The sequence below is a fragment of the Paenibacillus algorifonticola genome, assembly GCF_050481745.1.
Classification (GTDB): Bacteria; Bacillota; Bacilli; order Paenibacillales; family Paenibacillaceae; genus Pristimantibacillus; species Pristimantibacillus algorifonticola_A.
This window is the reverse complement of record NZ_JBCNGR010000016.1, coordinates 53,106-77,728: the sequence shown is the minus strand read 5'-3', so window position 1 is coordinate 77,728 and position 24,623 is coordinate 53,106. Positions and strand designations below refer to the sequence as shown.

At 43.4% G+C, this 24,623-nt stretch carries 28 protein-coding genes and 3 tRNA genes; 3 read left to right on the top strand and 28 right to left on the bottom strand.

Annotation, left to right across the window (positions count from 1 at the left end):
• Window positions 1–3: 3 nt before the first annotated feature.
• The 4 genes from ABEW34_RS15600 to ABEW34_RS15585 all read right to left on the bottom strand — a co-directional run bounded on the left by ABEW34_RS15600 (window position 4) and on the right by ABEW34_RS15585 (window position 874).
• A tRNA-Glu gene (locus ABEW34_RS15600) sits at window positions 4–78 on the bottom strand.
• Between the two features lie 88 nt (window positions 79–166).
• A tRNA-Ser gene (locus ABEW34_RS15595) sits at window positions 167–255 on the bottom strand.
• A gap of 5 nt (window positions 256–260) precedes the next feature.
• A tRNA-Asn gene (locus ABEW34_RS15590) sits at window positions 261–336 on the bottom strand.
• Window positions 337–391: 55 nt separating this feature from the next.
• Window positions 392–874 (bottom strand): SprT family protein, encoded by a 483-nt coding sequence (locus ABEW34_RS15585; protein WP_430160114.1) that lies wholly within the window; start codon window positions 872–874, stop codon window positions 392–394.
• A gap of 226 nt (window positions 875–1,100) precedes the next feature.
• Between ABEW34_RS15585 and ABEW34_RS15580 the strand changes: the two genes are divergently transcribed.
• Window positions 1,101–1,451 (top strand): hypothetical protein, encoded by a 351-nt coding sequence (locus ABEW34_RS15580; RefSeq protein WP_056034079.1) that lies wholly within the window; start codon window positions 1,101–1,103, stop codon window positions 1,449–1,451.
• 78 nt (window positions 1,452–1,529) lie between these two features.
• Entirely contained in the window at window positions 1,530–1,682 is a 153-nt protein-coding gene (cmpA, locus tag ABEW34_RS15575) for a cortex morphogenetic protein CmpA (RefSeq protein WP_430160113.1), read from the top strand.
• A gap of 77 nt (window positions 1,683–1,759) precedes the next feature.
• Here cmpA and ABEW34_RS15570 read toward each other — a convergent pair whose 3' ends face one another.
• The 6 genes from ABEW34_RS15570 to ABEW34_RS15545 all read right to left on the bottom strand — a co-directional run bounded on the left by ABEW34_RS15570 (window position 1,760) and on the right by ABEW34_RS15545 (window position 7,497).
• Window positions 1,760–2,401, bottom strand: a complete 642-nt coding sequence (locus tag ABEW34_RS15570) for a nitroreductase family protein (protein WP_430160112.1) — start codon at window positions 2,399–2,401, stop codon at window positions 1,760–1,762.
• A 145-nt stretch (window positions 2,402–2,546) separates the two neighbouring features.
• Window positions 2,547–3,011, bottom strand: coding sequence for an RrF2 family transcriptional regulator (locus tag ABEW34_RS15565; protein ID WP_430160111.1), 465 nt, complete (start codon window positions 3,009–3,011; stop codon window positions 2,547–2,549).
• Window positions 3,012–3,113: 102 nt separating this feature from the next.
• Window positions 3,114–5,390, bottom strand: coding sequence for a Tex family protein (locus ABEW34_RS15560; protein ID WP_430160110.1), 2,277 nt, complete (start codon window positions 5,388–5,390; stop codon window positions 3,114–3,116).
• A 204-nt stretch (window positions 5,391–5,594) separates the two neighbouring features.
• On the bottom strand, window positions 5,595–6,230 hold the full coding sequence (locus ABEW34_RS15555) for an MBL fold metallo-hydrolase (protein WP_430160218.1): 636 nt from the start codon (window positions 6,228–6,230) through the stop codon (window positions 5,595–5,597).
• A gap of 32 nt (window positions 6,231–6,262) precedes the next feature.
• Window positions 6,263–6,829, bottom strand: a complete 567-nt coding sequence (locus ABEW34_RS15550) for a thioredoxin family protein (RefSeq protein WP_430160109.1) — start codon at window positions 6,827–6,829, stop codon at window positions 6,263–6,265.
• Between the two features lie 59 nt (window positions 6,830–6,888).
• Window positions 6,889–7,497 (bottom strand): DedA family protein, encoded by a 609-nt coding sequence (locus tag ABEW34_RS15545; RefSeq protein ID WP_430160108.1) that lies wholly within the window; start codon window positions 7,495–7,497, stop codon window positions 6,889–6,891.
• 147 nt (window positions 7,498–7,644) lie between these two features.
• Here ABEW34_RS15545 and ABEW34_RS15540 point away from each other — a divergent pair, with 147 nt between their 5' ends.
• On the top strand, window positions 7,645–7,956 hold the full coding sequence (locus tag ABEW34_RS15540; protein ID WP_430160107.1) for a dehydrogenase: 312 nt from the start codon (window positions 7,645–7,647) through the stop codon (window positions 7,954–7,956).
• Window positions 7,957–8,068: 112 nt separating this feature from the next.
• Here ABEW34_RS15540 and ABEW34_RS15535 read toward each other — a convergent pair whose 3' ends face one another.
• The 18 genes from ABEW34_RS15535 to ABEW34_RS15450 form a co-directional block, all read right to left on the bottom strand.
• Window positions 8,069–8,248, bottom strand: a complete 180-nt coding sequence (locus ABEW34_RS15535) for an H-type small acid-soluble spore protein (protein WP_430160106.1) — start codon at window positions 8,246–8,248, stop codon at window positions 8,069–8,071.
• 25 nt (window positions 8,249–8,273) lie between these two features.
• The gene (locus ABEW34_RS15530) at window positions 8,274–8,480 is read right to left on the bottom strand and encodes a hypothetical protein (RefSeq protein ID WP_430160105.1); all 207 of its coding nucleotides are present in this window, start codon (window positions 8,478–8,480) and stop codon (window positions 8,274–8,276) included.
• 86 nt (window positions 8,481–8,566) lie between these two features.
• Window positions 8,567–10,012 carry a cardiolipin synthase gene (gene cls / locus ABEW34_RS15525; RefSeq protein WP_430160104.1) on the bottom strand — a complete coding sequence of 482 codons (1,446 nt, stop codon included), beginning with the start codon at window positions 10,010–10,012 and terminating at the stop codon, window positions 8,567–8,569.
• Between the two features lie 250 nt (window positions 10,013–10,262).
• Complete coding sequence (locus ABEW34_RS15520) at window positions 10,263–11,243, bottom strand: glycosyltransferase family 2 protein (RefSeq protein WP_430160103.1); 981 nt, start codon at window positions 11,241–11,243, stop codon at window positions 10,263–10,265.
• Window positions 11,233–12,639: an undecaprenyl-phosphate glucose phosphotransferase gene (locus tag ABEW34_RS15515; RefSeq protein WP_430160102.1), complete on the bottom strand. Its 1,407-nt coding sequence runs from the start codon at window positions 12,637–12,639 to the stop codon at window positions 11,233–11,235. Before ABEW34_RS15515 ends, ABEW34_RS15520 begins: the two co-directional genes overlap by 11 nt.
• Window positions 12,640–12,754: 115 nt before the next feature.
• Entirely contained in the window at window positions 12,755–13,702 is a 948-nt protein-coding gene (locus ABEW34_RS15510; RefSeq protein ID WP_430160101.1) for a glycosyltransferase family 2 protein, read from the bottom strand.
• A 9-nt stretch (window positions 13,703–13,711) separates the two neighbouring features.
• Window positions 13,712–14,581 (bottom strand): dTDP-4-dehydrorhamnose reductase, encoded by an 870-nt coding sequence (rfbD, locus tag ABEW34_RS15505; RefSeq protein WP_430160100.1) that lies wholly within the window; start codon window positions 14,579–14,581, stop codon window positions 13,712–13,714.
• The gene (rfbB, locus tag ABEW34_RS15500; RefSeq protein WP_430160099.1) at window positions 14,578–15,600 is read right to left on the bottom strand and encodes a dTDP-glucose 4,6-dehydratase; all 1,023 of its coding nucleotides are present in this window, start codon (window positions 15,598–15,600) and stop codon (window positions 14,578–14,580) included. The genes rfbD and rfbB overlap by 4 nt, the downstream gene beginning before the upstream one ends.
• Before the next feature lie 9 nt (window positions 15,601–15,609).
• The gene (gene rfbC, locus ABEW34_RS15495) at window positions 15,610–16,167 is read right to left on the bottom strand and encodes a dTDP-4-dehydrorhamnose 3,5-epimerase (protein ID WP_430160098.1); all 558 of its coding nucleotides are present in this window, start codon (window positions 16,165–16,167) and stop codon (window positions 15,610–15,612) included.
• Window positions 16,168–16,337: 170 nt separating this feature from the next.
• The gene (gene rfbC / locus ABEW34_RS15490) at window positions 16,338–16,880 is read right to left on the bottom strand and encodes a dTDP-4-dehydrorhamnose 3,5-epimerase (protein WP_430160097.1); all 543 of its coding nucleotides are present in this window, start codon (window positions 16,878–16,880) and stop codon (window positions 16,338–16,340) included.
• Window positions 16,881–16,929: 49 nt separating this feature from the next.
• Entirely contained in the window at window positions 16,930–17,328 is a 399-nt protein-coding gene (locus tag ABEW34_RS15485; protein ID WP_430160096.1) for a GtrA family protein, read from the bottom strand.
• The gene (locus ABEW34_RS15480; protein WP_430160095.1) at window positions 17,325–17,882 is read right to left on the bottom strand and encodes an acyltransferase; all 558 of its coding nucleotides are present in this window, start codon (window positions 17,880–17,882) and stop codon (window positions 17,325–17,327) included. The genes ABEW34_RS15485 and ABEW34_RS15480 overlap by 4 nt, the downstream gene beginning before the upstream one ends.
• Window positions 17,883–18,824 (bottom strand): glycosyltransferase family 2 protein, encoded by a 942-nt coding sequence (locus tag ABEW34_RS15475; protein ID WP_430160094.1) that lies wholly within the window; start codon window positions 18,822–18,824, stop codon window positions 17,883–17,885.
• Window positions 18,802–19,908: a DegT/DnrJ/EryC1/StrS family aminotransferase gene (locus tag ABEW34_RS15470; protein ID WP_430160093.1), complete on the bottom strand. Its 1,107-nt coding sequence runs from the start codon at window positions 19,906–19,908 to the stop codon at window positions 18,802–18,804. The genes ABEW34_RS15475 and ABEW34_RS15470 overlap by 23 nt, the downstream gene beginning before the upstream one ends.
• 25 nt (window positions 19,909–19,933) lie before the next feature.
• Complete coding sequence (locus tag ABEW34_RS15465; RefSeq protein WP_430160092.1) at window positions 19,934–20,371, bottom strand: sugar 3,4-ketoisomerase; 438 nt, start codon at window positions 20,369–20,371, stop codon at window positions 19,934–19,936.
• Window positions 20,372–20,430: 59 nt separating this feature from the next.
• On the bottom strand, window positions 20,431–23,124 hold the full coding sequence (locus ABEW34_RS15460; RefSeq protein ID WP_430160091.1) for a YfhO family protein: 2,694 nt from the start codon (window positions 23,122–23,124) through the stop codon (window positions 20,431–20,433).
• A gap of 140 nt (window positions 23,125–23,264) precedes the next feature.
• A complete protein-coding gene (locus ABEW34_RS15455; RefSeq protein WP_430160090.1) occupies window positions 23,265–24,008 on the bottom strand; it encodes a sugar phosphate nucleotidyltransferase in 744 nt (247 codons plus the stop codon).
• Between the two features lie 35 nt (window positions 24,009–24,043).
• Window positions 24,044–24,619 (bottom strand): hypothetical protein, encoded by a 576-nt coding sequence (locus ABEW34_RS15450; RefSeq protein WP_430160089.1) that lies wholly within the window; start codon window positions 24,617–24,619, stop codon window positions 24,044–24,046.
• Window positions 24,620–24,623: the final 4 nt, after the last annotated feature.

Here is a 24,623-nt window from a genome sequence, read left to right as displayed (position 1 = left end):
AAATGGTGACCCGTAGGGGACTCGAACCCCTGTTACCTCCGTGAAAGGGAGGTGTCTTAACCACTTGACCAACGGGCCTTAAATGTCGCACACAGTGATATTAGGCGTAAAAAAAAGACCGGCATGTTGAACGGCCTTCCGTTACAATCACTTTTGAGAAAAAATATGGCGGAGAGGAAGGGATTCGAACCCTTGCGGCTGTTACACCCTAACGCTTTAGCAAAGCGCCCCCTTCGGCCTCTTGGGTACCTCTCCATGTGTGGCTCCCCGAACAGGACTCGAACCTGTGACAACTCGATTAACAGTCGAGTGCTCTACCAACTGAGCTATCAGGGAATATTTTGTTTTTTCTCAGTGTTGCCTGTGAACCGCGGCGACAAGTAATAATTTATCATGTATCTAAATTTAAGTCAAGCGTTTTTAAAAATAATTTTCCACGGCATTTTCCGCACGCATATTTAGCAGGGTTTATCCGCCTTTTTCGCATGTATTCCATCCCGCATTCCTTGCATACAAGCTTGTACCGAAATGGCTCAACACGGCGCTCCGGCAGCGATTGGCAGTACCTTGAACCGCCCACCTGAGCAAGCAGCCGCTTAAAATCTTCATCGCGGTGCCGATAGCCTCTTTTCAATATATGTAGATGATAGTGGCACAGCTCATGCTTAATTATTTTTTCTGTTTCGTCCACTCCGAACGTCGAAAGTTGATAAGGGCTAATTTCAATATTATGCGACTTCATAAAATATCGTCCGCCTGTTGCCTTCAAACGGCCGTTAAATGTTGCCAGATGTTTGAATGGCCGTCCAAAGCTTTCCAAGGACACCCGCTCCACCCATTGCTGGAGCTCCTCGTCTTTCATCGTCTGCACCATAAATCTTGAATCTCCCCTGTTCATTTGTTCTCTTGCATTCTAGTTTGCCAAATAAAATAACAACCGTAAAGAGGGCCAAAAAAGTGCAGCAAATTCCGACTCGTTTTTCTGGCATTTTTGCAGCCCATACGCTACACTGTCAAGTAGTGATGCACTTTTAAGGCACAGCAGCAATAAACGGCTGCATGATGCAGCGAATGTTTTGAGGGGAGAATCGAATCATCTTATGCCAACGATGCGTTTTGTACTAATGAAAAACAATGATCAGGTCTTCTTTGTAGAAATGCCTGATACGCATGCCTATCAATTAAGCGCCCTTAACCTGCGCCTGCACAAGGAGCTGGACAAGCTTACTGCTGAGCAGGTGCCTGCGCTGCCATATGCGATTGCTGAATGTGACCGCGTAGAGCTCCATGACAGCTCGATTCGCATTGCTTCGGGCTTAGACTACATTAACGAGCTGGAACGCGAATTTGCGGCTGTTAAAGAGTCTGCTTACCCGCTTATTGCGCTGCTCACGGAAATTCGTGCGCTGCAAGCTCAGCTCGAGCAATGGTACGAAGATGAAATCGGCTAAATAGGACCTGCACGGACATTCGCCCTTCCCCATATGGTAGTAATACATCAGGGATGACCGGGAGGAGGGCGATCCACAATGCCGCAGTGGCTGTGCAATCAAATGATGCGTGCGTTTCATAAGAAAGATCGCAGGCAAATTAAGCTGCTTAATGAATGCTGGTATTTTTATCGCAGCAAGCAAAGCACCAAGGAAACGGACAATAACAACGAATTGACGATTCGCCATTGAGCGTCATAGCAAAATGAAGCCTCCGGCTCCCACTAATTGCAGTGGCCGCCAGAGGCTTCTTCGTTTAGGATTATGAATTACATTTTGTTGAAAAATGCAATGTCGTTGATCGGCAGACGCGTACTCGGATGTCCGGTTTGGGAAGCTTTGCCGATTGGCAGCAAAATGTTCAAAGCATAACGCTCTGGAATGTTCAGCAGCGCTCTTACTTTATCGCGATCGTAGCCGCCCATAGGTACGGTGTCATAGCCTTTGGCTTTTGCTACTTGCATAATTTGCATCGATACGAGGCCTGCATCAAATACAGTCACTTCATGCAGACGTTCCTTTGGAATGGATGTGTACAGCTTTTGCGAGTTGGCAGCGAATGATTCGCTCATCTCTTTGGTCATAAGGCCCGCTTCCGCCATTGAACCGTAAATCTTTTCAGCATTTTTATACATTTCCAGGTCGCCCAACACGACGATAACAGCTGCTGCATCCACCACCTGCTGCTGGTTGTTCGAGATAGGCAGCAATTGCTGTTTAAGCTCCTGGTCCGTTACAACTAGAAAACGCCAAGGCTGCATGTTCGACGATGACGGCGCTTTTGCGGCAATTTCCAAAATCTCTGTAATTTCCGCTTCTGTCATTTTTGCAGTATTGTCATAGTGGCGCACCGAGCGGCGATCGCTTAATACTTGATAAAAAGATTGATCCAGCTGTGTTTGTACAGTCATGATAATTCCCTCCAAATATCGTTTATATAAATGCAATTCTTACTGTGCGTAATATAACACAGTTGATTTCAAAAAAACATCTCCTACACAAGCAATAGTATAGTACTCCATCTGCTCACTTGTCAATCGTATATTTCTAACTATTTTATAGTTGGTTATCTGTTGCCTTTTTAAGATCACAAACCCGTCTCGTCAGCTGTTCAATTGTCCCTTGACCAAGCATTTCGAGCGCGCTATTTTTTACTCCCTCAGAAATTTCACCAAATGCCTGGCGCATTTCCTGTCCAAATTCATGCTCTCCAGTCGTCTGCTCCAGCCCTTTGCATAAAGGCTCGCCTAGTTGAAGTGCCAAATACACATCTGCAAGCGTAATTGCGTCTGCTGAGCGGCTTAGCTTGTAGCCTCCATCCTTGCCTTCCTTCGTTTCCAAAAGCCCCTCGCGGGCAAGCTCCGCCATCACGCGGCGCAGCAGCGTTGGCTCGACCTGGAGCCGTTTTGAAATTTCTGCGCTTGTGCAGGGCTGATCCTTATGAGCAAGTACGACGAGCGCCTGAAGCGCTATGCCAAACCATTTATGATGGGGAAAAGTGCTGCATTTCTCGGCTTGCATAGATTGTCATCCTCTCTGTCACTTAACAGGTCCATTCATTATATTCCCTGTTAAGTATGACGGACTTGCCGGCAATCGGCAAGTCCGTCTTTCAAGCTGTTATTAACCTGGCTTGCGCATCGTAAGGCCAACGCGCCCTTTTTTCACATCTACGGTCAGTACCCAGACGGTAACGGTATCCCCTACAGAAACAACGTCCATCGGATGCTTCACGAATTTATCGCTTAATTGGGAAATATGAACGAGCCCGTCATTTTTAAGCCCAATATCGATAAAAGCGCCGAAATCAATGACGTTGCGAACCGTGCCCTGCAGCTCCATGCCCGCAGTCAAATCCTCCAGATTCAATACCTCGGTATGAAAAATAGGAGCGGGAAGCTCCTCCCGCGGATCGCGTCCAGGACGCAGGAGGCTGTCCACAATGTCGCGCAGCGTCGGAACGCCCACACCAAGCTCAGAAGCAACGGAAGCCACATCAAGCTCTGTCAGCTTCTGTTTCAGCTCTTCCGAGCCAAGCTGGTTCAGCTTAACGCCCAGATGGGCAAAAAGCTTGTCCACGACCGCATACGACTCGGTGTGAATTGGTGTCGCATCTAGCGGATTGGCCGCTTCAGGAATGCGCAGGAAGCCGATGCACTGCTCGTATGCTTTCGCGCCAAGACGCGGCACCTTTTGCAGCTGCGCCCGCTTCACGAAACGGCCATTTTCCTCGCGGTATTTGACGATGTTGCGGGCTGTCGTGGCATTAATGCCCGCCACATAGGACAGCAGTGACGCTGAAGCCGTATTAACGTCTACACCAACATGGTTAACCGCCGATTCCACGACAGCGCCCAAGCTTTCATCCAGGCGCTTCTGGCTGACGTCATGCTGATATTGGCCGACGCCGATTGCCTTTGGCTCAATCTTGACCAGCTCGGCCAGCGGGTCCTGCAGCCTGCGTGCAATGGACACGGCGCTGCGCTCGGCAACGTCAAGCGAAGGGAATTCCTCGGCTGCCAGCTTGGAAGCCGAATACACGCTCGCCCCTGCCTCGCTGACAATAATATATTTCAGCTCGAGACCAGGCGCAGCTTGGCGTGCTTTAATCAGGTTCGCAATAAATTGCTCCGTTTCCCTTGAAGCCGTCCCATTGCCAATGACAATCAGCTCTACTTTATATTTATCAATCAGGCCATTAATTAGTCGTTCGGCTTCCACTACTTTATGATGCGGGGCAGTCGGATAGGATACGGCCACCTCCAGCAGCTTGCCTGTATCGTCTATGACCGCCAGCTTACAGCCTGTGCGGAAGGCGGGATCGACGCCAAGCACGACGTTGCCGCGAACGGGCGGCTGAAGCAGCAGATTGCGCAGATTTTCAGAAAAAATCGATATCGCATGCTCTTCCGCTTTATCCGTCAGCTCACCGCGAACCTCGCGCTCAATAGATGGCGCTATCAAGCGTTTATACGAATCCTCAATGACGGCAATGAGCACGCTTCGCACCGCTTCAGCTGTATGATTCCGTAAAATTTTACGACCAACATGCTCATGAATCCGCTCTGTGGACAACTCGAATGCTACCTTCAGCACGTCCTCGCGCTCGCCGCGATTAATCGCCAGCACGCGATGAGGAGGCAGCTTGCGCAGCGGTTCATTGTAGCTGTAGTACATTTCGTATACAGATTCTGCTTTCGCATCACGCGCTTCGGTACGAATAAGCGAATGATCAAACGTATGCTTTCGCACCCAGGAGCGAATCGACGCATCATCCGCTATATTTTCAGCCAAAATATCCATTGCCCCTTGCAGCGCTTCCTGAGCGCCCGAAACACCTTTGGCCTCATCGATATATCTAGCTGCCTCGGCGAGCGGCTCCCCTAGACGCGGCTGCGACCAAAGCCACTGGGCAAGCGGCTCTAATCCACGTTCCTTCGCCACGCTCGCCCGCGTTTTGCGCTTCTGGCGATACGGCCGGTATAAATCTTCGATTTCCTGCAGCTTTACGGACGCATTGATGGCTGAACTCAATTCCTCGGTCAGTTTGCCCTGCTCGTCGATAAGCCGAATGACCTCACGCTTGCGCTCTTCCAAATTACGCATATATTGCAGTTTTTCCTCAATCGCTCTAAGCTCGGTTTCATCCAGCTCGCCCGTCATTTCCTTGCGATATCTGGAGATAAATGGAATTGTATTGCCTTCATCCAGCAAGGCGACAGCCGCTTTCACTTTAGTAACCGGAATAGATAGCTGGGCGGCTACGCCTTTAATAATCCGTTCATTTTCCGCACCTATTTGCTCCGCTGTCCGTTCCACCTTGCCAGTTGGTCCATCGAGCGCTTCACTCGTTAAATTCGTCCTCGTATTTGCCAAGCGGTACGCACCGTCCTTTTGCATTTTCATAGCCTGCTTGTTTTGCCGCAGGTGGGCTTCTCCCTATTTTACCATTATGTTGGGCAAGTGTTCAAAATCATTGGACCGCCTATACATTTTAAATGTGCACAGCATCCAAAATCAGCACAAAAAACCGCCAGCCGCAGGCGGCAAATGCCACACTGGCTGACGGTCATATTGCCATTCTCTTGTAAAATGCCTAAGCGATTATCGCGTAAATGGATTATTCGCCTTCTCAAAGCCAATCGTCGTCCGCGGGCCATGCCCCGGATATACTTTAACCTCATCAGGCAGCTTGTAAAGCTTGCCCTGAATGGAATCGTATAAATCCCGCTCGCGGCTGCCCGGCAAATCCGTACGTCCAACGGAAAGCCTGAACAGCACGTCCCCGGAAAAAAGATCGTTGCCGTGCAGAAAGCTAACACTGCCTGGGGAATGCCCCGGCGTATGCATAACGCGAAATTTCTCGCCCAGCAGCGTAAGCGTCATCCCTTCATCCAATGCATACTCTGCTGGATCGGTCGTCAGCGGCGGCGTTACCTCCTGCCAGCGCATCGAACCATTTTTCCCAGCATCCTTCAGCCAGTCGGCCTCCAGATCGTGAATATAAACCGGACAGCCTGCCGCTTTGCGAACCTCGTCCACACCGCCCATATGATCGAAATGGGCATGCGTGAGCAAAATCGCCTCAATATGCGTATCGGCAATCCGCTTCAGTAAACCCTTTGGGTTCATGCCCGGGTCAATGATGAGGCCCCGTTCCTTGCCTGTTTCCTCATCCTTTACCGTGAGCAGGTAACAATTCGTCTGGAGAGGTCCCAGCGCAAATGACTCAACTCGCATTTCACTCATGATCAGCGCTCCTATTCTTTTGTTTAGAACGACTCCAGCAGGTCGCGCAGCTCTTTCACAATAACCGAATGATAGCCTGTGCCTTCGCCGTAACGGCGGCCCATTTCTTGGCGAACAAGTCCAAGCTTCTCTTGATAATCCGCTGCTTCACGGTCTGGATTTTCCAGCTTGAATGCTGTCATCGCTTCTTGAACATGCTTAGGACGTGGTCCCCATTGTCCGAGCACATGGCCGCCTGTATCTGCAATAATAACGATCGGCACCGCGCGGCCGCCCATTGTCAAAAACTGCTCCATCGTATCGAGATGCTCCTCCATAATGAGCACCTCTGTTGGGACGCCGCTATTTTCGAGCGCACGGAATACAACCGGAATATTGCGAATGACATCGCCGCACCATTCCGCCATCAAAATCAAGCAGCGCAAATCGTCGCGGTTGTTCAGCGATTCGAAAAATTCACGGTCGCTTTCATCCGTCCATGCGAACTGGTTGTACCAGTCTTGAAAAGCCTCTTTATTTTTCTCCATGCCGTCGATGAATTGCTGCGGGCTAATGCCTTTATTCAATTTCTCTGCTACGCTTTTGCTCATAATGATTTACCCTCTTTCTCCTGTTATATGTATCGTAAGTTCTTGTGAATCAGGCTGTATTAAGCCGATTTTTTACGTGATTTTCTAAATTTATAAAGCGAATAAACAATGATTAATAATACTGCGAGAATAATAGCTGGAAGCACATAATCCTTTGCCTGCTCGTGAATATTTTCCCAATTTTCGCCAAGCGAGCGGCCCAAGTGGACGAACAATAACGCCCATGGCAGGGAAGCAGCTGCAGTAAGTCCAGTAAACAGCCAGAAATTCATCTTCGCCATACCCGCGGGAATCGAGATAACCTGACGCATGACGGGAACGAAACGGGCTGTAAACACGATGCCGGAGCCATATTTTTTGAACCATTCTTCGGCTAGGTCGACATGCTTCTTTTTAATTTTAATATATTTTCCGTATTTCTCCACTAGGGGACGTCCGCCGAATCTGCCGAATGCATACAAAATCCAGTTTTGACCAACCGCGCCGAGCGTTCCAAACAAGACGGCGCCCGCGTAGGAAATTTCGCCTTTGTACACCAAATAGCCGCCAAAGCCGAGTACAATCTCGCTTGGTATGACCTCCATCAGCAAACCGATCAAAATCCCAAAGTAGCCAAGGCTCTCAATCCATAAAAGCAGGGTATGCAAAATCTCCGAAATGCTATCCATCACGCTTGCCTCTCACATCCTCTCTAAACTACTGCTTCGTTTGTTATTCTACCACACCGAAGGAAGGCTCATCCAGTCGAAACCGTGCAGGTGACGTTCATGCGGGAGGAAGCATACATATAGAGGAAAGAGAGGAGCGGGTCTGCCATGAAGCCTACTGCCCAGAAGCATGACTCCAGCCTGCCTACCGCTCGCAAGATACGGCGTGCCTGCAGCAATGAGCTGTACCGTACGGTCAAACGTTTGAAGCTGTGGGTGTCCAAAGAAAAGCTGGATCAGGCGGAAAATTTGTATTTCAAGAAGGTAGCAGTCAATCTGCTGTGGATTCACGAGCATAAAAGCAATCGCAAGCTGCTCGCGGATTGGTGGGATGAGAACGTCTCCGCTGAAATCGCCGAGCTATGGGAGACGGATCGTTCAAAGCTAAGCGAAGCCTTTCGCGAGTCGTTTGGCGGGTAAGATGCTCCGCATGCGGGCATACGAAAAAAAGCAGGGTTTTCTATGGGCCGCCGGCCTGAGAAAACACCCTGCTTTTCAGCATAAACGGAGTCTGCGCCTCTTGAAGCGGCAGTTACTCTTCCCGCAGCCGCTCCACTGATACCGTCTCCGTATTTAGTGGATTGGAGCCCACTTGTACAGTCGCCATGTTATTGGCTATATCCACATGCTCAATCCAGACGGATTTGCCATCGAGCTGTACGCCAATAGTTTGTGATGAATCATAAATTTGCTTGGCGCGCGAAGCGTCCATTAGGTTCCCTCCTTTTGCTTGATTGCTACCTGCCTTCTTCTTCCATCGTATCGGTCGTTGATTCATCGATAAGGCCATTATGAGGCGTTACATTCCCTCCTCCAAGCCCTTCGTTCACCATACGGTCAATATCCATAAAATAATCAGAACGCCCTTCGTGCTGGGCATCAACACCAGCATTCGCTGCTATATTCTGATTTTCAATTGTCGGCTGTTCATTTTCGTCTGCCATCGTTTTCCCTCCTTCCTTCTACGTTCTGCTAGCCCACTTGCAAAATATGCCCAGACAACAGCTGTTTCATTCATCAACAGGAACAGCTACAACAATGGAGACAGCATATGTGCTGCGGCTTCCGCCATCTTTTGCTTAGCAGGGCGTTTCGTAAAATCAGCCAAGCTTAGCTCATCGCTGTCATGCTCATCCTGCCGAAAATCCCTTTTCAGCTGTGCAATCGAGCCGGGATCAAATAAAAGTGCATTTTGCTCATAATTGTTGTAGAAGCTACGCATGTCCATATTCGCCGTTCCCACTGCTGCCAGCATGTGATCGATGATGAGCACCTTGGCATGTATAAAACCTTTTCGGTAGCGAAACACCTTAATTCCCGCCTTAAGCAGCGGCTCCACATAGGACAGCGTAGCCCACAACACAAGCTGAGAGTCACCTTTCCCCGGAATTATGATTCGCACATCGACGCCGCTCAGGGCCGCTACCCGAAGCGCCATCAGCAGACCCGGATCGGGTATAAAATAGGGCGTCGACAAACATATGCTATCTTTCGCAGCCATTACCGAAGCTACGACTGACTCCAATATCGGCTCCCCGATTTGATCAGGGCCTCCGGGTGTAATGAGTACCGGATCATGACCCTCGCAATGATGCATGGGCATATAACGTTCATCATCCAGCTCCTCATGTGCAGCAAAAGCCCAATCGCTCCTGAACAGCTGCTGCAAAAAATAGACCGCATCTCCCTCCAACTGCACATGGGTATCCCGCCAAAATCCAAGCTTCGGATTTCCCCCCAAATACTCATCGCCTATATTTATACCTCCAACGAAGCCGATTACGCCATCAACGACTGCGATTTTACTGTGATTGCGGTTGTTCAGCCTCCGTTCGTACCATGCATGGCGCGGCGGCAAAAAACAGCTTGTCTGAATGCCAGCAGCAACAAGCTCGTGAATATAGGCTTGGCTTAAATTCATGCTGCCGATACCGTCATACAGCACGCGAACCTCTACCCCCGTCTTCGCCCGCTCGATTAAAGCTTGCTTGAAGCGCTGTCCGATCCCATCATCCCGTATTGTATAATAATCAAGATGAATATAGGTCTTAGCCCGGCTAATCGCCGCTAGGATCGATTCGTAGGTATCCTGCCCATTTTGGAGCACATGAACTTTGTTGCGCAGCGTAATACAGTGGCCCTTCGAGGCCGTCAACAGCCGAAAAAGCTGCTCTTGCCCAGAGAGCTTTGTGCAGCCCTTCAAATCGGCGAAGCTATGCGCATTGTGCGTCAGCTCCCCTGCTTGAAGTAGCTTCTCTTGTGCCAGACGTTTATGTGTCTGGCTGTTTTGGCGATTCACTGGCCGTGCAAGCAGCAAGTAAAGCACAATCCCCAAAATTGGCAGCAGCATCGTAATCGTAAGCCAAGCAGCTAGGCGTGCAGGCCTGCAATATTCCATTGTGAAGATAAACACAAATTGCAGTAAATAAAGCCCTAGAACGATGGCCAGGGCGCAAAAAATCATCCATATGGACATGAGGGCCTCCTTATTGTGACGCACGCTTAAAGCACCACAAAACCTACTAGCTTATGCAATGTAATGCAAACAAACAATCAGCTGTGTTTACCATCCTGTTGGTTTAGTGTCCTCGGTTCATCGTTCCATTATTCGCTTGTTTCCATACAAAACAGCACGCCACCCCATTTACCAAATTGAGGCGGCGTGCTGTTTATTGCTTTACAATGCTGTTTGCATAAAGCTTCGTTAAGTATATCTGCTAATCAGGCTACCCTGTATGTTTCATAGGAGTCGACGCATCGTTAGCACGATGCATCCGGTCCCAAATCAACTTATGCATGCTGAAATACCTGCACAAAAACACCGGAAGACGCTTATGTTTTATACCCAGCTTGTAGCCGATAAGCTTCGCTGCCGATTCTGCAAAAAGCACAGGTATCAAATGATAACGATGCTCCTTCAGTAAGCATTGGAGCTGGGTTTTGACCAGCTTAAAGCCGGGCTTGCCCACTTTGCTAAAAGGGATAATCCATTCATTACGGCACATCGATACTCCATTGTCAAAAAAACGTCTGAACTGCTGCATCAGCGTATAATCATGGGAATGATAAACCCCCGCTTCCGCCGCATAGGCAATGCTATACCCGTTCATGACACAGGTTGCTGCCATAAACATATCCTCATTAAAAATAACAGGAGCTGCAAAGCTTCCCATCTCATAAAAGGTTTCTTTACGGTAAGCCGCGCATACATTCGAACAAATAAACGTTTGAATGCCCATTTGATCAATATCTGCTTTAGATTTCAATCGCGGCTCCGGCGGATAATTGGATGCTCTCGCCAGCCGCTCCAATATACCTGCATGGGGATATGGTATTTGCCTTGCGTAGGAGCAGGCGGTTCCGGGATCATCAAGCAGCGGCTGAACAAGCTTTTCAAGCAGCTGTTCATCATAGGGCAGCGCATCCTGCGTCATAAATACGAAAAAATCGCCTTTTGCTTGGGCAGCAGCCGTATTGCGCGTACCGCCATGATCAAATTCACTGCGAAGCACCGACAGCACACGCGTGCCCAGTTGACGTGCCCGCTCGGCTGTACCATCCTCCGAGCTGGAGTCCATAACGATAATTTCGTAGGGTTGCAGTGTTTGTTTCTGCAGCCTTTGAATAAGCTCGACGAACTCCACTCCTGCGTTTAATGTAGGAATTATTACCGAAACCTTCACATTTGTACTGCTGTCAGTAAGCATTTTTATTGACAAACCCTCTCACAATCGTCATTACGATGATTTTCAAATCCAAAATAAATGTCCAGTTTTCAATATAAAATAAATCATGTACGATGCGATCTTCAATAGAAGTATCACCGCGCAGCCCATTCGTCTGCGCCCAGCCGGTAATGCCGGGACGAATCTGATGCTTGATCATATACTTCGGAATCTCTTCTTTGAACTGGTTAACAAAGTACGGACGCTCCGGGCGCGGCCCGACAACGCTCATATGTCCGAACAGCACATTAAAAAACTGCGGCAGCTCGTCAAGGCTCGTGCGGCGCAGGAAGCTGCCAAACTTCGTACGGCGTGGGTCATTTTCCACCGTCCACTGGGTATTGGACACTTCGCCAGTCGACACGCGCATCGAGCGAAATTTATACATAAAGAAATTTTTGCGATTCAACCCCATCCGCTCCTGCTTAAACAGAACCGGTCCAGGGGAGGTCAGCTTGATGCCAATAACCGTCGCCAGCATAATAGGCGAAGTAATAATGATAGCAATAAGCGAGAAAATGATATCAAAGCCGCGCTTTAGCACGCGATTACTCAGCTCATCTAGCGGAACATCTCGTACATTTATGAGCGGTATACCGGCAAAATTATCAAAAAATGGCCTAGCCGGCAATAAATCAAAAAAGTCCGGGATAATTAGCGTCTTCACGCCTGTCTTCTCACAAATCTCAATGATCTGCGCATATTTCTTATGCGCTTCGAGCGGCAGTGCGATAATAACCTCGTCAATCGTAAGCTCATTCAGCTTCGCTTCAAGATCGTCCAGCTTGCCGATGATCGGCTGCATGAACCGATGCTCCTCCGCGTGCTCTCCCTGATAATCGTCAAGAAAACCGACTGCTTCATACCCCAGTTCAGGACGCTTCTGCAAATTATGATAAAAGCTGCGTCCCACTGAGCCTGCCCCTACAATTAGCACATAACGCTTGTTATAGCCGCGACGCCGAAAGGAGAACAGCATCGATTTTACAACATAGCGATAGAGGGCTATAGCTGCAATATTCATCAGGAAAAAGATTAAAAGTAATTCCCGGGAAATATGGACTTCGCCTGTGAAGTAAAATAAGCTGAGCAAGAACAGGAAGCTGATCGTCTGAATCTGAATAATCTTCAGTACTTCATAGGAATAATTTTTGCGCCGCTTAGGCGAATAAAACTGCAAATAAAAACCGACTACGACAGCTGAAAATGAATAGACGGTTCCCCAAACCAAATAGGTGGAGAAAGGAACGGAATTCACATAGGACAACCAGTCACTATAAAATTTAAGCCAATAGGCGGCAAGAAATACAATTAACGTACATAACAGATCCGCAAGCATATATAACTGGGACAATATCCTCTGGTTTTGCCGGATCATAAATGCAAATTCACCCACATTCTATCAGATTTCGACTCTAGTAGTATTGTATCAAAATCAGGAAGCAAAAAGAACCCCATATGTTTCCACATTGGGGTTCTCATTAAATGACTCATTAACTACGCTTTTCCTTCATCTTGCGATTGACCTGCTTGCGCTTGCGCAGCATAGCAGGCAGCAGCTTGAAAATAACGGGCCAAGAACCAAGCAGCCCTGGTTCTCTAAGCAAAATATAAGCAAGCTTCGCAGCTTCCACCAAAGTTAGCAAGGGAATCAACCAGAGCAACTGCCAGCTGACCGGTTCATTTTTAATAAGCGTGAACCAGCGGTTCTGATAGGAGTGCCTACGGATGAACAGTGGCACAGAACGACGGCCTCCCTGCTTCCATCCTCGATGATGCAGCGCACCAGCCGAAGGCACATAACTGGCTTTCCAGCCTAGCTTCTGCGCCCGCCACGCCACGTCTACATCCTCTTTATAGGCAAAATAGTCCTCATCAAAAAACTGACCGTCGATTTGAATATCACGAATCATAGCCATGCGATACACTGCCGCTGCTCCGGAGACGCCGAATACTTCCAGAGGTTCGCCCCAATTCGCGGCAGGCTCATCAGTGGCCAAATCATAGGCTTGACGAGTGCGGCGCATGCCAAGTCCTGCACTATCCATCTTAGAAGGATCGGAGCCGAGTACTAGCTTCCCCGTCACACTGCCGACTTGCGGATTGCTTTCCATGAAAGCTACCGACTCCGCCAAATACTCCTGCCCGAGCGTCACATCGGGATTAAGAACCAAAACGTAATCGGCATCGGTTTGCGCGATCGCCTGATTTTGCCCGCCGGCAAATCCATTGTTTATGCTATTGGCGCTAAAATGAATATTTCCTTTCAAGCCCTCATTTGCGACATAACGCTGCACAATCGCTTGCGTTCCATCACTGGAAGCATTATCAATAACAATAACCTGCTCTGGCCGCAAAGTCTGACGCAGAACTGCATGTAAGCACGCTTCAATATCCGAAGCACTATTGTAGGTCACGATACAGACGCTTGCTGTAGCCATTGCAACTCATCACTCACTATCCTTCAAATAATGTTGCAGCGCTTCCCTCCATGGACGCAGCGGCTGAAAATCATTGCTGCGGATAGCGCTGTGATCCATGACAGAATATGCTGGTCGAGGAGCGGGACGAGGAAACTCATCGGTTGTACAAGGGTCTACCTGAGCCTTAATCCCGCTCTCCTCAAAAATCGCCTGAGCAAACTCATGCCAAGAACAAGTTCCTGTGTTTGAAGCATGATAAATACCATAGTTTTCTGTCTGTACAAGCTCTAGTAAAAAATGAGCCAAATCATACGTATACGTTGGCGAGCCTAGCTGGTCTGAGACGACTTTCAAGCTGTCGCGTTCCTTTCCCATTTTCAGCATCGTCTTGACGAAGTTATTTCCGTACTTGCCATAAACCCATGACGTTCTCACGATAAAAAAACGATTATGCATCGTCTGGACCGCATATTCGCCTGCCAATTTAGATTTGCCGTATACCGTTTGCGGATTCGTATGATCATATTCATTATAAGGCACAGCACCTGTACCATCGAACACATAATCGGTACTGATGTAGCAAAGCTTAATTCCCGCCGCAGAAGCTGCAACCGCAAGATTGCGAGTTCCTGCTCCATTTACGCGAAAAGCCTCATCCGGCTCGGATTCGGCTTTATCAACGGCTGTATAAGCTCCACAGTGTATAATAGCGTCAGGGCAATGCTTCGTGAGCACGGCACGACATTGCTCACTGTCTGTTACATCCAGATCGGAGCGACTAAGGGCGATAATCTCTATTCCCTCTGCCTTGGGCAACTGTGCCAGCTCTGCCCCTAACTGCCCTCCCGCGCCAGTAACCACAATTCGCTGCGGCTTCCCAGGCTGCTGGGTGATCATGCCTGATCACCCAAACAATCCTTATACTGCGTATCATAATACTGCTGGTAAGTGCCGGACACAACCTGCTCCATCCATTCCTTGTTGTTTAAGTACCATTGAATCGTCGCTTTAATCCCACTCTCATAGGCGAACTGCGGCTGCCAGCCCAGCTCGTTGCGAATTTTATCCGCATCAATCGCATAACGGCGATCATGGCCTAGTCGATCTTGTACATAGGTAATGAGAGACTCTGGCTTACCCAGCTCTTGCAAAATTGTTTTTACAACATGAAGATTGTCACGCTCATTGTTGCCTCCAACATTATAAACCTCGCCATTGCGTCCTTTATGCAATACGAGATCTATGGCACTACAATGATCTTCGACGTAAAGCCAATCACGAACATTGAGACCATCTCCGTAGACTGGCAGTTGCTTATCCTGCAGTGCATTTTGAATCATTAGTGGAATGAGCTTTTCCGGAAATTGGTACGGTCCATAGTTATTGGAGCAGCGCGTAATATTAACTGGCAAGCCAAACGTTTCGTGATAAGCTCGTACGAGCAGATCCGCCCCAGCTTTACTCGCTGAATAGGGACTGTTTGGAGCAAGCGGTGTTTCTTCTGTGAAGAGGCCAGTCGTACCAAGCGTACCGTATACTTCGTCGGTAGACACTTGAACAAATTTAGAAATCTGATATTGCTTAGACAAGTCAAGCAGCGTCTGGGTGCCCAAAATATTCGTCTGCACAAAAATTTCCGGATGTAAAATGCTCCGGTCCACATGCGACTCCGCTGCAAAGTTCAGCACGGCATCTATACCAGCTGCAAAAAGCGGCTCGATCGCCGACTTATCTGTAATGTCCGCCTTCACGAATGTATAGTTTTGGTGCTGCTCAATGCTGCGCAAATTTTCTAAATTTCCAGCGTAAGTGAGCGCATCTACATTAATAATGTGGTACTCCGGATACTTATTGATCATATAAAGTACAAAGTTGCTGCCAATAAAGCCAGCACCGCCGGTAACTAATAATTTCACGAGTTAAGCTCACCCTTCATATACAAAATTAATTTCCGCATTGGCAAGAACAGGATGCTTGCCGTCCTTGTCAGAAAGAATCGGGGCAGAGGTCGGCCAATTGATTTTAAGTGTTGGATCATTCCAAGCAATACCTCTGTCATGTTCAGGAGAATAAAGCGCATCGACTTTGTATTGCACTTCAGTATTAGGCACGATTGTACAGAAGCCGTGGGCGAATCCTTGCGGCACAAGAAGCTGACGCTTATTGGCTGCACTTAGAATAAAGCCCTGCCAATGTCCAAAAGTAGGTGAACCTTTGCGAATGTCGACAACGACGTCGTAAATGGCTCCTGCTGTAACACGTATGAGCTTTGTTTGCTCTTTAGGTGCCAATTGATAATGCAAACCACGAAGCACTCCAGCTTCTACGGAGAGAGAATGATTATCTTGAATGAATTTATAGGGTATACCGTTATTATGAGCTTCTTTTTCATTGTAGCTTTCCATAAAGAAACCACGAGAATCAGTATAAGCGGTAATTTCAATCAATTTAACTGCATTGAGCTGAGTGTTCAACACTTTCATAGATACCCACCGTCAATTACTAATTAAACTCACCGAATTTCAGGAACTTCTCGCTTGAGAAGGCTAAGTTAATTTTCAGTTCGGCTGTACCACAATTATATTCCTACAAGGATAGGTTTACTCCTGAAATTAATTAACAGGAAAAATATGACCTTTAACCTTGATTACATTTACATCAATTCAGCATCATTAAATAAAGGCTGTCTCTTATCTTTAACTGAAAGAATGGGATGTCTTGTTGGCCAACTGATTCCAATATCCGGATCATCCCATCTTATTCCTCTATCATACTCAGGTGAGTAAAATTCATCGACTTTATAATGTACCTGTGTATTGGGCTGCAAAGTGCAAAACCCGTGAGCAAATCCTTTTGGAACCAAAATCTGTCGCTTGTTCTCAAAGCTTAGAACCTCGCCTATCCATTGACCATACGTTGGGGAATTTCTTCTAATATCTACAACAACATCAAATAGTTCTCCCGCAATTACACTAATCAGTTTGGTTTGCGTTTTTGGATACAATTGGTAATGAAGTCCGCGAATAGTTCCAACCTCTTGCGAAGAGGAGAAGTTATCCTGTACAAATGAGTAATTTAAGCCATGTTCTTCAAATGAACGTTTATTATAGCTCTCCATAAAAAAGCCTCTTGGGTCATCATGTACTTTAGGTTCAATTACATACACTCCAGCCAAACTTGTTTCAATAACATTCAATGATTACACCCCATTTAGCCAGCATTACTACAAATCCATATCAGTTATATCAACCCTTCTTTTTTACAAGTACATATTTAGACAAAACATATGTAATTGGAAAAGAGAAGAAAATCGAAATAATCAGAGCCAGTTTGTCACTTATATGAAATTGTTCTACAAATAGATATATTAAAAGCAAATTCAATAAATATTGTACAATATACACTACGGGGAATTTTAAAAAGCTTTTAATGGAGACAGGTTGTTTGAAAACAAACAAAGTATTAAAAACATACGAAATAACTATTCCAGCAATATAAGAGATGGAATAAGCCATTGAATAATTAAAAATACTTAAAAGTGCTAAATATAAAAAATAAGTTACTACTGTATTTAAAAGTCCAACTAATCCAAAGCCAATTATCTGTCTGAACCTATCCAATCTTTTATATATTCCCGTTCTCATTTCGACTCTTCAAAAAGCTGATCATTAATCAATTCGTATTTTGTTAAGCAACTGCCACAATTGTATTTTTCATCTAATTTTTGCCCGCACTTGCATACATAACCCATCATTCGAGCAGGATTGCCGTACCATAAAGTATAATCAGGTATGGACTTAGTTACAACTGAACCAGCGCCTACCATTGCATATTTACCTATATTATTTCCGGCAATAACTGTGGAATTTGCTCCAATTGAGGCAAATTCATTAATGATTGTTTTTTCAAATTCAACGGGATACTGCTTAGAGCGAGGGTTCAAATCATTTGTAAAGGTAACATTTGGCCCAATAAAAACATTATCACTAACTCTAACTCCATCCCAAATGTATACGCCGGATTTCACGGTCACATTATCACCTAATACAACATCGTTTTCAATAAAAGTATGATCGTTAATGTTGCAATTTTTACCGATAACTGCGCCGCTAAGAATATGCGTAAAAGCCCATACTCTAGTGTCATCTCCTATGTTCTCTGTCTCAACCAAGGCTAGTTGATGTTTAAAATAGTTCATCTATTCACCCTCACTATAGACTTCATCAATTATATATGCTGGTCTCTTTCTGCTTTCATCAAGTATTCTCCAAAGATATTCCCCTATAATCCCTAACATAACCATTATCAATCCAAGCAAAAAAGTTACTAAAGCTATTATTGTTGTCCAGCCTTGAAGTGGAATTGATCCAAATATAGCATTATAGATGACAAACAATCCATATAGAAAGCTTAATACTGCGGTAGATATTCCTATGAATGACATAACCCGTATAGGAGCATAGGAGAAACTCACAAATGAGTCTACAAACAACTTGATCTTTTTACTTAAAGTCCATCTTGATTTTCCATGCTGCCTTTCCTGCCTAACATAGGAAATCGTATCTTGCGAATAACCCAGCCAATAAATCAAACTCATAATATTGGTGTTCTTCTCACTAATTTTATTTACCTCTTTAACGACTTGCTTATCCAACAATACAAAATCAAATCCACCGTTAGGATAATCTTTCAAAGCAAACTTTCTCATTAAAAAATAATATGTATTCGAAAACAACCTTTGAGACAAGGATTCATCTCTACCCATCCGAGTTGCCAATACGACTTTATTCCCAGACTCCCAGCTTGTAATCATTTTTTCAAATAGCTCTGGGGGATCTTGCAAATCCGCTGAGATAATGCCAATACAATCACCAGTTGCATAGTGAAGTCCAGCTTGAATGGCTGACATAGAACCGAAGTTTTTACTTAATTTCACAACCTTAATTCTACTGTCCTTTTCTTTTTCATCTAACAGCAATTCTAAAGATTTATCTTTAGAACCATCATCTACAAAAACAAATTCCAATTCAAAACCAGGCAATATATCTTGTAATTTTTTCAATCTTGGAATCGTGTACGGAATGTTTAATTCATTATAGTAGATAGGAATAACAATACTAAATTTTTTCTTCGTACTCATTTAAAGCCTCCGTCACTTTTACTGCATCAGACAAGCTCATTACTGGGCTAACCGGCAAGCTTAAAATTTCATTATGAATTTTCTCCGATTTAGGATAACTTAAACCGTTCCATTCTTTATATGCTTCCTGTTTATGTGGTGGAATCGGGTAATGAATAAGGGTTTGTATCCCTTTTTCCATTAAATAGGCCTGTAGTGCTGCTCTATTCTTTGTTCTGATTACATATAAATGCCATACGTGAGACAATGGACTGTCTACTTGTTCAAGTGAAGGAATTTCAAAACAAGGATTCACAATATGATTGGTATAGTACTCTGCAATGTTTCTCCGAATTTGATTATCTTCATCCAAATATTTCAGTTTTACTTTCAATACTGCAGCGTGCAGCTCATCGAGTCGGCTGTTAACACCTTTATATAAATTTTCATATTTCCGATGAGAACCATAATTTCGAAGTGCCTTCAGTTGTATATAAAGCTCTTCATCATTTAAAGTTATTGCTCCGCCATCTCCTAATGCCCCCAAATTTTTCCCTGGATAAAAGCTAAATGCGGCAGCATCTCCCAAATTACCTACTCTTTTATCTTTATATACGGCGCCATGGGCTTGAGCGCAGTCCTCAAACACTTTTAAATGATAGATTTTAGCTAATTCATTAATAGGATCCATATTGCACGACTGCCCATATAAATGAACAACCATGATTGCTTTTGTACGTGGAGTAATTTTCTCTTCAATAGCTTTAGGGTCAATATTATAACTTAGCAGATCAGGCTCGACCAGTACTGGGGTCGCTCCGCAGCTCGAGATAGCCAATATCGACGCAATGTATGTATTTGAAGGAACAATCACCTCATCACCTTCGCCAATACCATAGGCTCTAATAATAAGAGAGAGAGCATCCAAACCATTCGCCACACCTAAACAGTACTTCGTTCCACAATACTCAGCAAATTGTTTTTCAAATTCTTCGACTTGCTTTCCAAGTATATACCAGCCAGAGTGCAAAAAATCATTTATAGCTTTTGAAATCTCGGCCTCATGTCTCAAATTAATCTGTTTTAAATCAAGAAAGGGAATCATAGTACCTCCTGAAAATAACTATTTTCTAACTGTTTGCTTTAACTGAGTAAACGTCTGTAAATTGTTGATAATCCCTAATATAATCTTCCGGATCATATAAATGTGATGCTAACACTAGCAGCACACAATCGGAGGTAAAGTCATACATTTCATGCCAATCATTAGGTTCAAGAATTAAAACTTTATTAGGAGAATCTAGTTCAACTATTTCTTTTCTTTGTAAATTGTCTAAGTAAACCTTGCATGATCCTGAAACGGAAACTAACGCCTGTCTGGTTTTATAATGTCCATGGTATCCGCGTCTGACACCTTCTTTGGTTCCATAAATATAGAATACACGCTTAATATCAAAAGGAATATTATGCTCCCCTTCTATAACACTTAATAAACCACGCTCATCGCCACGTTCACTAATCAACGTCATTTTACTTGTCTCACTTTGTAGGTTAACATTACTGCTCATGAGAATTCCTCCTGATTATGGAAGCCTGGTTGACAATCCAATTTTATTTTATGAGTTCTTTATGATTTACTTTTTTTGTTAAAACGCACTTTGTCAAAGTTAACATACACGAATATATATATTAGTGTAAATAATAATATATATATCGCTAATTTAAATTCTTTAGGCTCATAGGAAAACTCTATAGTATGTTTACCTGCTGGTACTTCAATACCTTGCGTCAGACCGTTTACTTTATGAATGGCAGTCTCTTTCCCATCAATAGAAGCCTTCCATCCCGGATAGTATTGTTCTGAGAACACTACAAAGCTAGCAGCATCTTTTGATTCAATCTCGGCTTTTCCATAGCCATCCGAATACTCAAGCAATTTTATTGACGGAAGGTTCATATTCGAACGTTGCGGATAATCCCCCACAATTGCTGTAGTAAGCAAATTAGTGGAATAAAGATCACCTTTCAAATCATCAGAATTAACCGTATTCTGAACAGCATAAAACTTATCTAACGAATGGTTATTTTTATAAATTGTGTAATTCTCATCTTGAAAAATATTTTCATATGAAGGAGCCGTATTCTCTAATTTCGGAAGCATTTCGACAGTTAACTGGTCGACTAATAAAGGTGATTTATCCAGAGAAACAATTCGTATATATACTTCTTTGGGAATGTTAGAACCGAAGTGAAAAATTTGTGAGTAAGTGTTAGACTCTGTGTTAGACACTTTTAATTGTTGAGCATCTCCGATGTAATTTTCTCCCGCAAAATCGACATATAAATTTTTACTTGAATTTTCTTTTAATCTAAAACTAATATTGTAATAATTATTAGGCCTTAATTTTACTATCTCTTGATGAATTCCATACCCCGCCTCTTCAATATATTCTATTTTTTTATTCGAAATGTTAGCTACCTCAATACGATTATCTACATCAAAAAAACTTGAATTGTTAATAAGGTCTTCTTTATCATTATTTGCAATAATATATTTTACATTTAAAGCTGACAAGATATAGTTATTTGAAAGCAACACTGGCGATTGAATATTAACCCCTCTTTCATCAAAACCCAGTAGCGACTTATAGTCGTTAGAAAGAAATGTTGCATAGCCGTTTATAGAGCTAATTCCGTAAAACATATTCCTATTTGGAATCATCCCACCGAAATCTCCATTACCTACATAACGATCAAAGACAGCCCATGCTCTTTCATCTGGCTTAATCAAATCCCTAACTTCTTTTGCAATAGTTTCATTTTTATCAGTTTGAAAAGCATTTGCATAATAGAAAGAGTAACTATGTAAGTCTAATAATAACACTACTGAGAAAACAATTTGAATAATTGCTTTTCTTTTTATTTTCAAATAAACAAATAAAATCAAATTATAAACAATGAGCAAAACAATAGGTATAATAATCGAAGAATTTTTCAAACTAAAATTACTTACTATGATATCTTTGTTCATTCCATCTGGGGGACATAATATATATACACCAGCAGTTGCTATTGCCCAGACCAGTATTATTCCGCTTGTATATAATATATATTTTTTTAGTTTGATTACACGCTCCGGCTTTTCTAAAATCCTATGAATTTGCATAGCGAATAGTACAGCTATTGCCAAATCAAAAGCAAAGTTAAACCTAGCTGATACTCTAAAAGCATTATATAAAGGAACATGATACATAATTTTATTTATAAGTGGAAACGAATCTCCTAAAGCTAGTACAAGAGACACAACCATAATGGTAGTCCATATCAATACTTTCCTACTAGACTTAACTTTAGTGAAAATCAAAATTAACGCCATTATTGCCGTTATCAATCCTACATAAACGCCGAAGCTCCAATTATCAGAAAATATATTTTGATTCTTATATATAGGGTAAGGAACATATGGTGTGTCATTTCCATAAAAATAAGGAAAGAAGAAAGTAATTAAAGACTTTAAAGGCAAAGAAAATCCAGCAAAAAACTCGTAAATGATGCTCTCCCTTCCCACATATCTGGTTAAAAATATAGTAGGTAATAATTGTATCGCAATAAGCCCAATTGCAATAAATAAAAAATTGATTTTATCGAGCAACCATTGCTTCATATTCGGATATCTTTTCAAAGAAAATAAAAAATACACCCCTAATACCATTGCTGTGTAAAAAGATACCTGAGTGAATCCGGCAAAAAATTGTACTGCAAAGGCTAAACTCATTAATACAAGATAAATTTTCTTTCTTTTATTGATGAGCATTTCATAATAATAGAGTATCAATGGTAGCCATATTACTGCATCGCGAATGGTTACTTGTCCTTTGCGTCCGTTAATGGCTGCTGAAAACATAAAAGCAAGTCCACCAACAAAAGCCGCTCTGCGGCTTAGCTTAATAGATCTTAAATATAAATAGGTAAAACTGCCGGCAAGCGTTAAACACAATAGAAAACTGAAATTATATGCAGTATTGAATGGAAGAATAGCATATATTAAATTTGGGGGATAAAAAACCGAGGTTTGCACATCGGCCAAAAACGGCATTCCCAAAGATAAATTACTATTCCATAAGGGAATATGTAGATTATGCAGAGCTTCAGCATAAAACTTTTTTAGTGGCACATATGACACGATACCATCACCGGGAGCTAAAAAACCAGAGGAATTGAACATATTAAAATACATTAAACATGAAATTACTGCATAAAGCATTATAACAACTACGTCTCGATTGTAAGCTTGATAAAAATGGCGTAGCTTAGTGTACAAAGCCTCCATACCCCTTTACTAATTAATAGATTTTGTGAGTTTATAGACACCAAAAGCGAATATATTGAATGCATGAACTTTTTTGGCTAGGGTGAATTTCCCACAAGACCTATTAATCATACTGTATTATACTTTTTCATTTAATTTTTTATATTTCCGAATTCTTCATCTAGCAGCAAATTTTTAGATAGTTCATTTGCTAAAGCTAAAGACTGATGTGTACCTGCGTCCGTCCACCAGCCTTCAAGAAGGTTGAAAGAAAGCTGTCCTCGTGAAATATACGCATTATTAACGTCTGTAATTTCCAGCTCTCCCCTAGCTGATGGCTTTAAGGTTTGAATGATGTCAAAAACTTCGTTATCAAACATATAAATACCGGTAACCGCGTAATCACTTTTAGGAATTTGCGGCTTCTCTTCAATGGATATAATTTTATCTTCTTCGAGCTCTGCTACACCATAACGTTGTGGATCCTCAACCTGCTTTAATAAAATTTTGGCACCTGATTTTTGTTCTCTGAAGCTTTGTACATAAGAGGTTATATTATCCTCAAAAACATTATCTCCTAAGATAACTACTATTTTCTCGTCACCTGAAAAACCTTTGGCAAGATATAAGGCTTGAGCTATGCCTCCAGCCTCATCCTGAACCTTATAGGTAAAACTAACTCCCATTTGCTTGCCGCTTCCTAGCAAATTCACTACATCACCCATATGTTCTTTACCCGTCACAATAAGAATATCCGTTAATCCTGCTTGTTTAAGCTTATGCACAGAATGAAAAATCATCGGATATCTTCCAACCGGTAACAAATGCTTATTCGTTACTTTTGTTAAAGGATAAAGACGGGAACCCGTTCCTCCTGCTAAAATTATAGCCTTCATTATTTTATCCCCCTAACTTTAATATTGTATGAACATTAAAACAATTCGTGTTTTCTAATCTTATAAAACCCATAAATAAACAAAAGGAAAAACAAAATATTAATAGAGAAAATGACTGGATGACTTTTGATGGATGAGCTCAAGGTAAAGAGCATTTCTTTCAAACGATCATTTTGATATATGATGTGGTCCGTAGCTAACGTAATGTTCGAATACGTCGAAAACCAATACGCATTTTCCTCGTCTACTAAATCAAAATCCACTTTAGCGTAATCCACATTAGCCAACGTGGATTTCAATGCTAAATCAATATCAAAAGTAAGCTTTCCTACTCCATCATCATTAATAGAAAGAGGATATCTCTTTCCTTCCCACAGAATTTCTTTATTATTGTTATCATATAAATGATAAGCAACAAAAACCTTATCGCTATAGAGTTCTTTATTATTAAAAACTACTGTTAAATTAACGTTCATCTTCTTTGAGTAATTTTCTTTCTGAGAATTCACAATAATTTTAACGTCTGAATCTAATTCATTAGCTGCAACAGCTAAGTTAAAAGTGAAAAATATACTCAGAAATATAAAACTCCACTTAAATATTTTGGTCATCCTC

Bases quoted from the DNA above. Each gene is read 5' to 3' on its own strand.
- ABEW34_RS15455 (WP_430160090.1), bottom strand. From the start codon at position 24,008: ATGAAGGCTATAATTTTAGCAGGAGGAACGGGTTCCCGTCTTTATCCT.
- ABEW34_RS15470 (WP_430160093.1), bottom strand. From the start codon at position 19,908: ATGATTCCCTTTCTTGATTTAAAACAGATTAATTTGAGACATGAGGCC.
- ABEW34_RS15540 (WP_430160107.1), top strand. From the start codon at position 7,645: ATGAAGCCTACTGCCCAGAAGCATGACTCCAGCCTGCCTACCGCTCGC.
- ABEW34_RS15480 (WP_430160095.1), bottom strand. From the start codon at position 17,882: ATGAACTATTTTAAACATCAACTAGCCTTGGTTGAGACAGAGAACATA.
- ABEW34_RS15555 (WP_430160218.1), bottom strand. From the start codon at position 6,230: ATGCGAGTTGAGTCATTTGCGCTGGGACCTCTCCAGACGAATTGTTAC.
- rfbC (WP_430160098.1), bottom strand. From the start codon at position 16,167: ATGAAAGTGTTGAACACTCAGCTCAATGCAGTTAAATTGATTGAAATT.
- ABEW34_RS15585 (WP_430160114.1), bottom strand. From the start codon at position 874: ATGGTGCAGACGATGAAAGACGAGGAGCTCCAGCAATGGGTGGAGCGG.
- ABEW34_RS15450 (WP_430160089.1), bottom strand. From the start codon at position 24,619: ATGACCAAAATATTTAAGTGGAGTTTTATATTTCTGAGTATATTTTTC.
- ABEW34_RS15550 (WP_430160109.1), bottom strand. From the start codon at position 6,829: ATGAGCAAAAGCGTAGCAGAGAAATTGAATAAAGGCATTAGCCCGCAG.
- ABEW34_RS15535 (WP_430160106.1), bottom strand. From the start codon at position 8,248: ATGGACGCTTCGCGCGCCAAGCAAATTTATGATTCATCACAAACTATT.
- ABEW34_RS15560 (WP_430160110.1), bottom strand. From the start codon at position 5,390: ATGCAAAAGGACGGTGCGTACCGCTTGGCAAATACGAGGACGAATTTA.
- rfbD (WP_430160100.1), bottom strand. From the start codon at position 14,581: ATGATCACCCAGCAGCCTGGGAAGCCGCAGCGAATTGTGGTTACTGGC.
- cls (WP_430160104.1), bottom strand. From the start codon at position 10,012: ATGTCCATATGGATGATTTTTTGCGCCCTGGCCATCGTTCTAGGGCTT.
- ABEW34_RS15515 (WP_430160102.1), bottom strand. From the start codon at position 12,639: ATGATCCGGCAAAACCAGAGGATATTGTCCCAGTTATATATGCTTGCG.
- ABEW34_RS15565 (WP_430160111.1), bottom strand. From the start codon at position 3,011: ATGCAAGCCGAGAAATGCAGCACTTTTCCCCATCATAAATGGTTTGGC.
- ABEW34_RS15530 (WP_430160105.1), bottom strand. From the start codon at position 8,480: ATGGCAGACGAAAATGAACAGCCGACAATTGAAAATCAGAATATAGCA.
- ABEW34_RS15520 (WP_430160103.1), bottom strand. From the start codon at position 11,243: ATGCTTACTGACAGCAGTACAAATGTGAAGGTTTCGGTAATAATTCCT.
- ABEW34_RS15465 (WP_430160092.1), bottom strand. From the start codon at position 20,371: ATGAGCAGTAATGTTAACCTACAAAGTGAGACAAGTAAAATGACGTTG.
- ABEW34_RS15580 (WP_056034079.1), top strand. From the start codon at position 1,101: ATGCCAACGATGCGTTTTGTACTAATGAAAAACAATGATCAGGTCTTC.
- cmpA (WP_430160113.1), top strand. From the start codon at position 1,530: ATGCCGCAGTGGCTGTGCAATCAAATGATGCGTGCGTTTCATAAGAAA.
- ABEW34_RS15570 (WP_430160112.1), bottom strand. From the start codon at position 2,401: ATGACTGTACAAACACAGCTGGATCAATCTTTTTATCAAGTATTAAGC.
- ABEW34_RS15545 (WP_430160108.1), bottom strand. From the start codon at position 7,497: ATGGATAGCATTTCGGAGATTTTGCATACCCTGCTTTTATGGATTGAG.
- ABEW34_RS15485 (WP_430160096.1), bottom strand. From the start codon at position 17,328: ATGAGAACGGGAATATATAAAAGATTGGATAGGTTCAGACAGATAATT.
- ABEW34_RS15475 (WP_430160094.1), bottom strand. From the start codon at position 18,824: ATGAGTACGAAGAAAAAATTTAGTATTGTTATTCCTATCTACTATAAT.
- ABEW34_RS15510 (WP_430160101.1), bottom strand. From the start codon at position 13,702: ATGGCTACAGCAAGCGTCTGTATCGTGACCTACAATAGTGCTTCGGAT.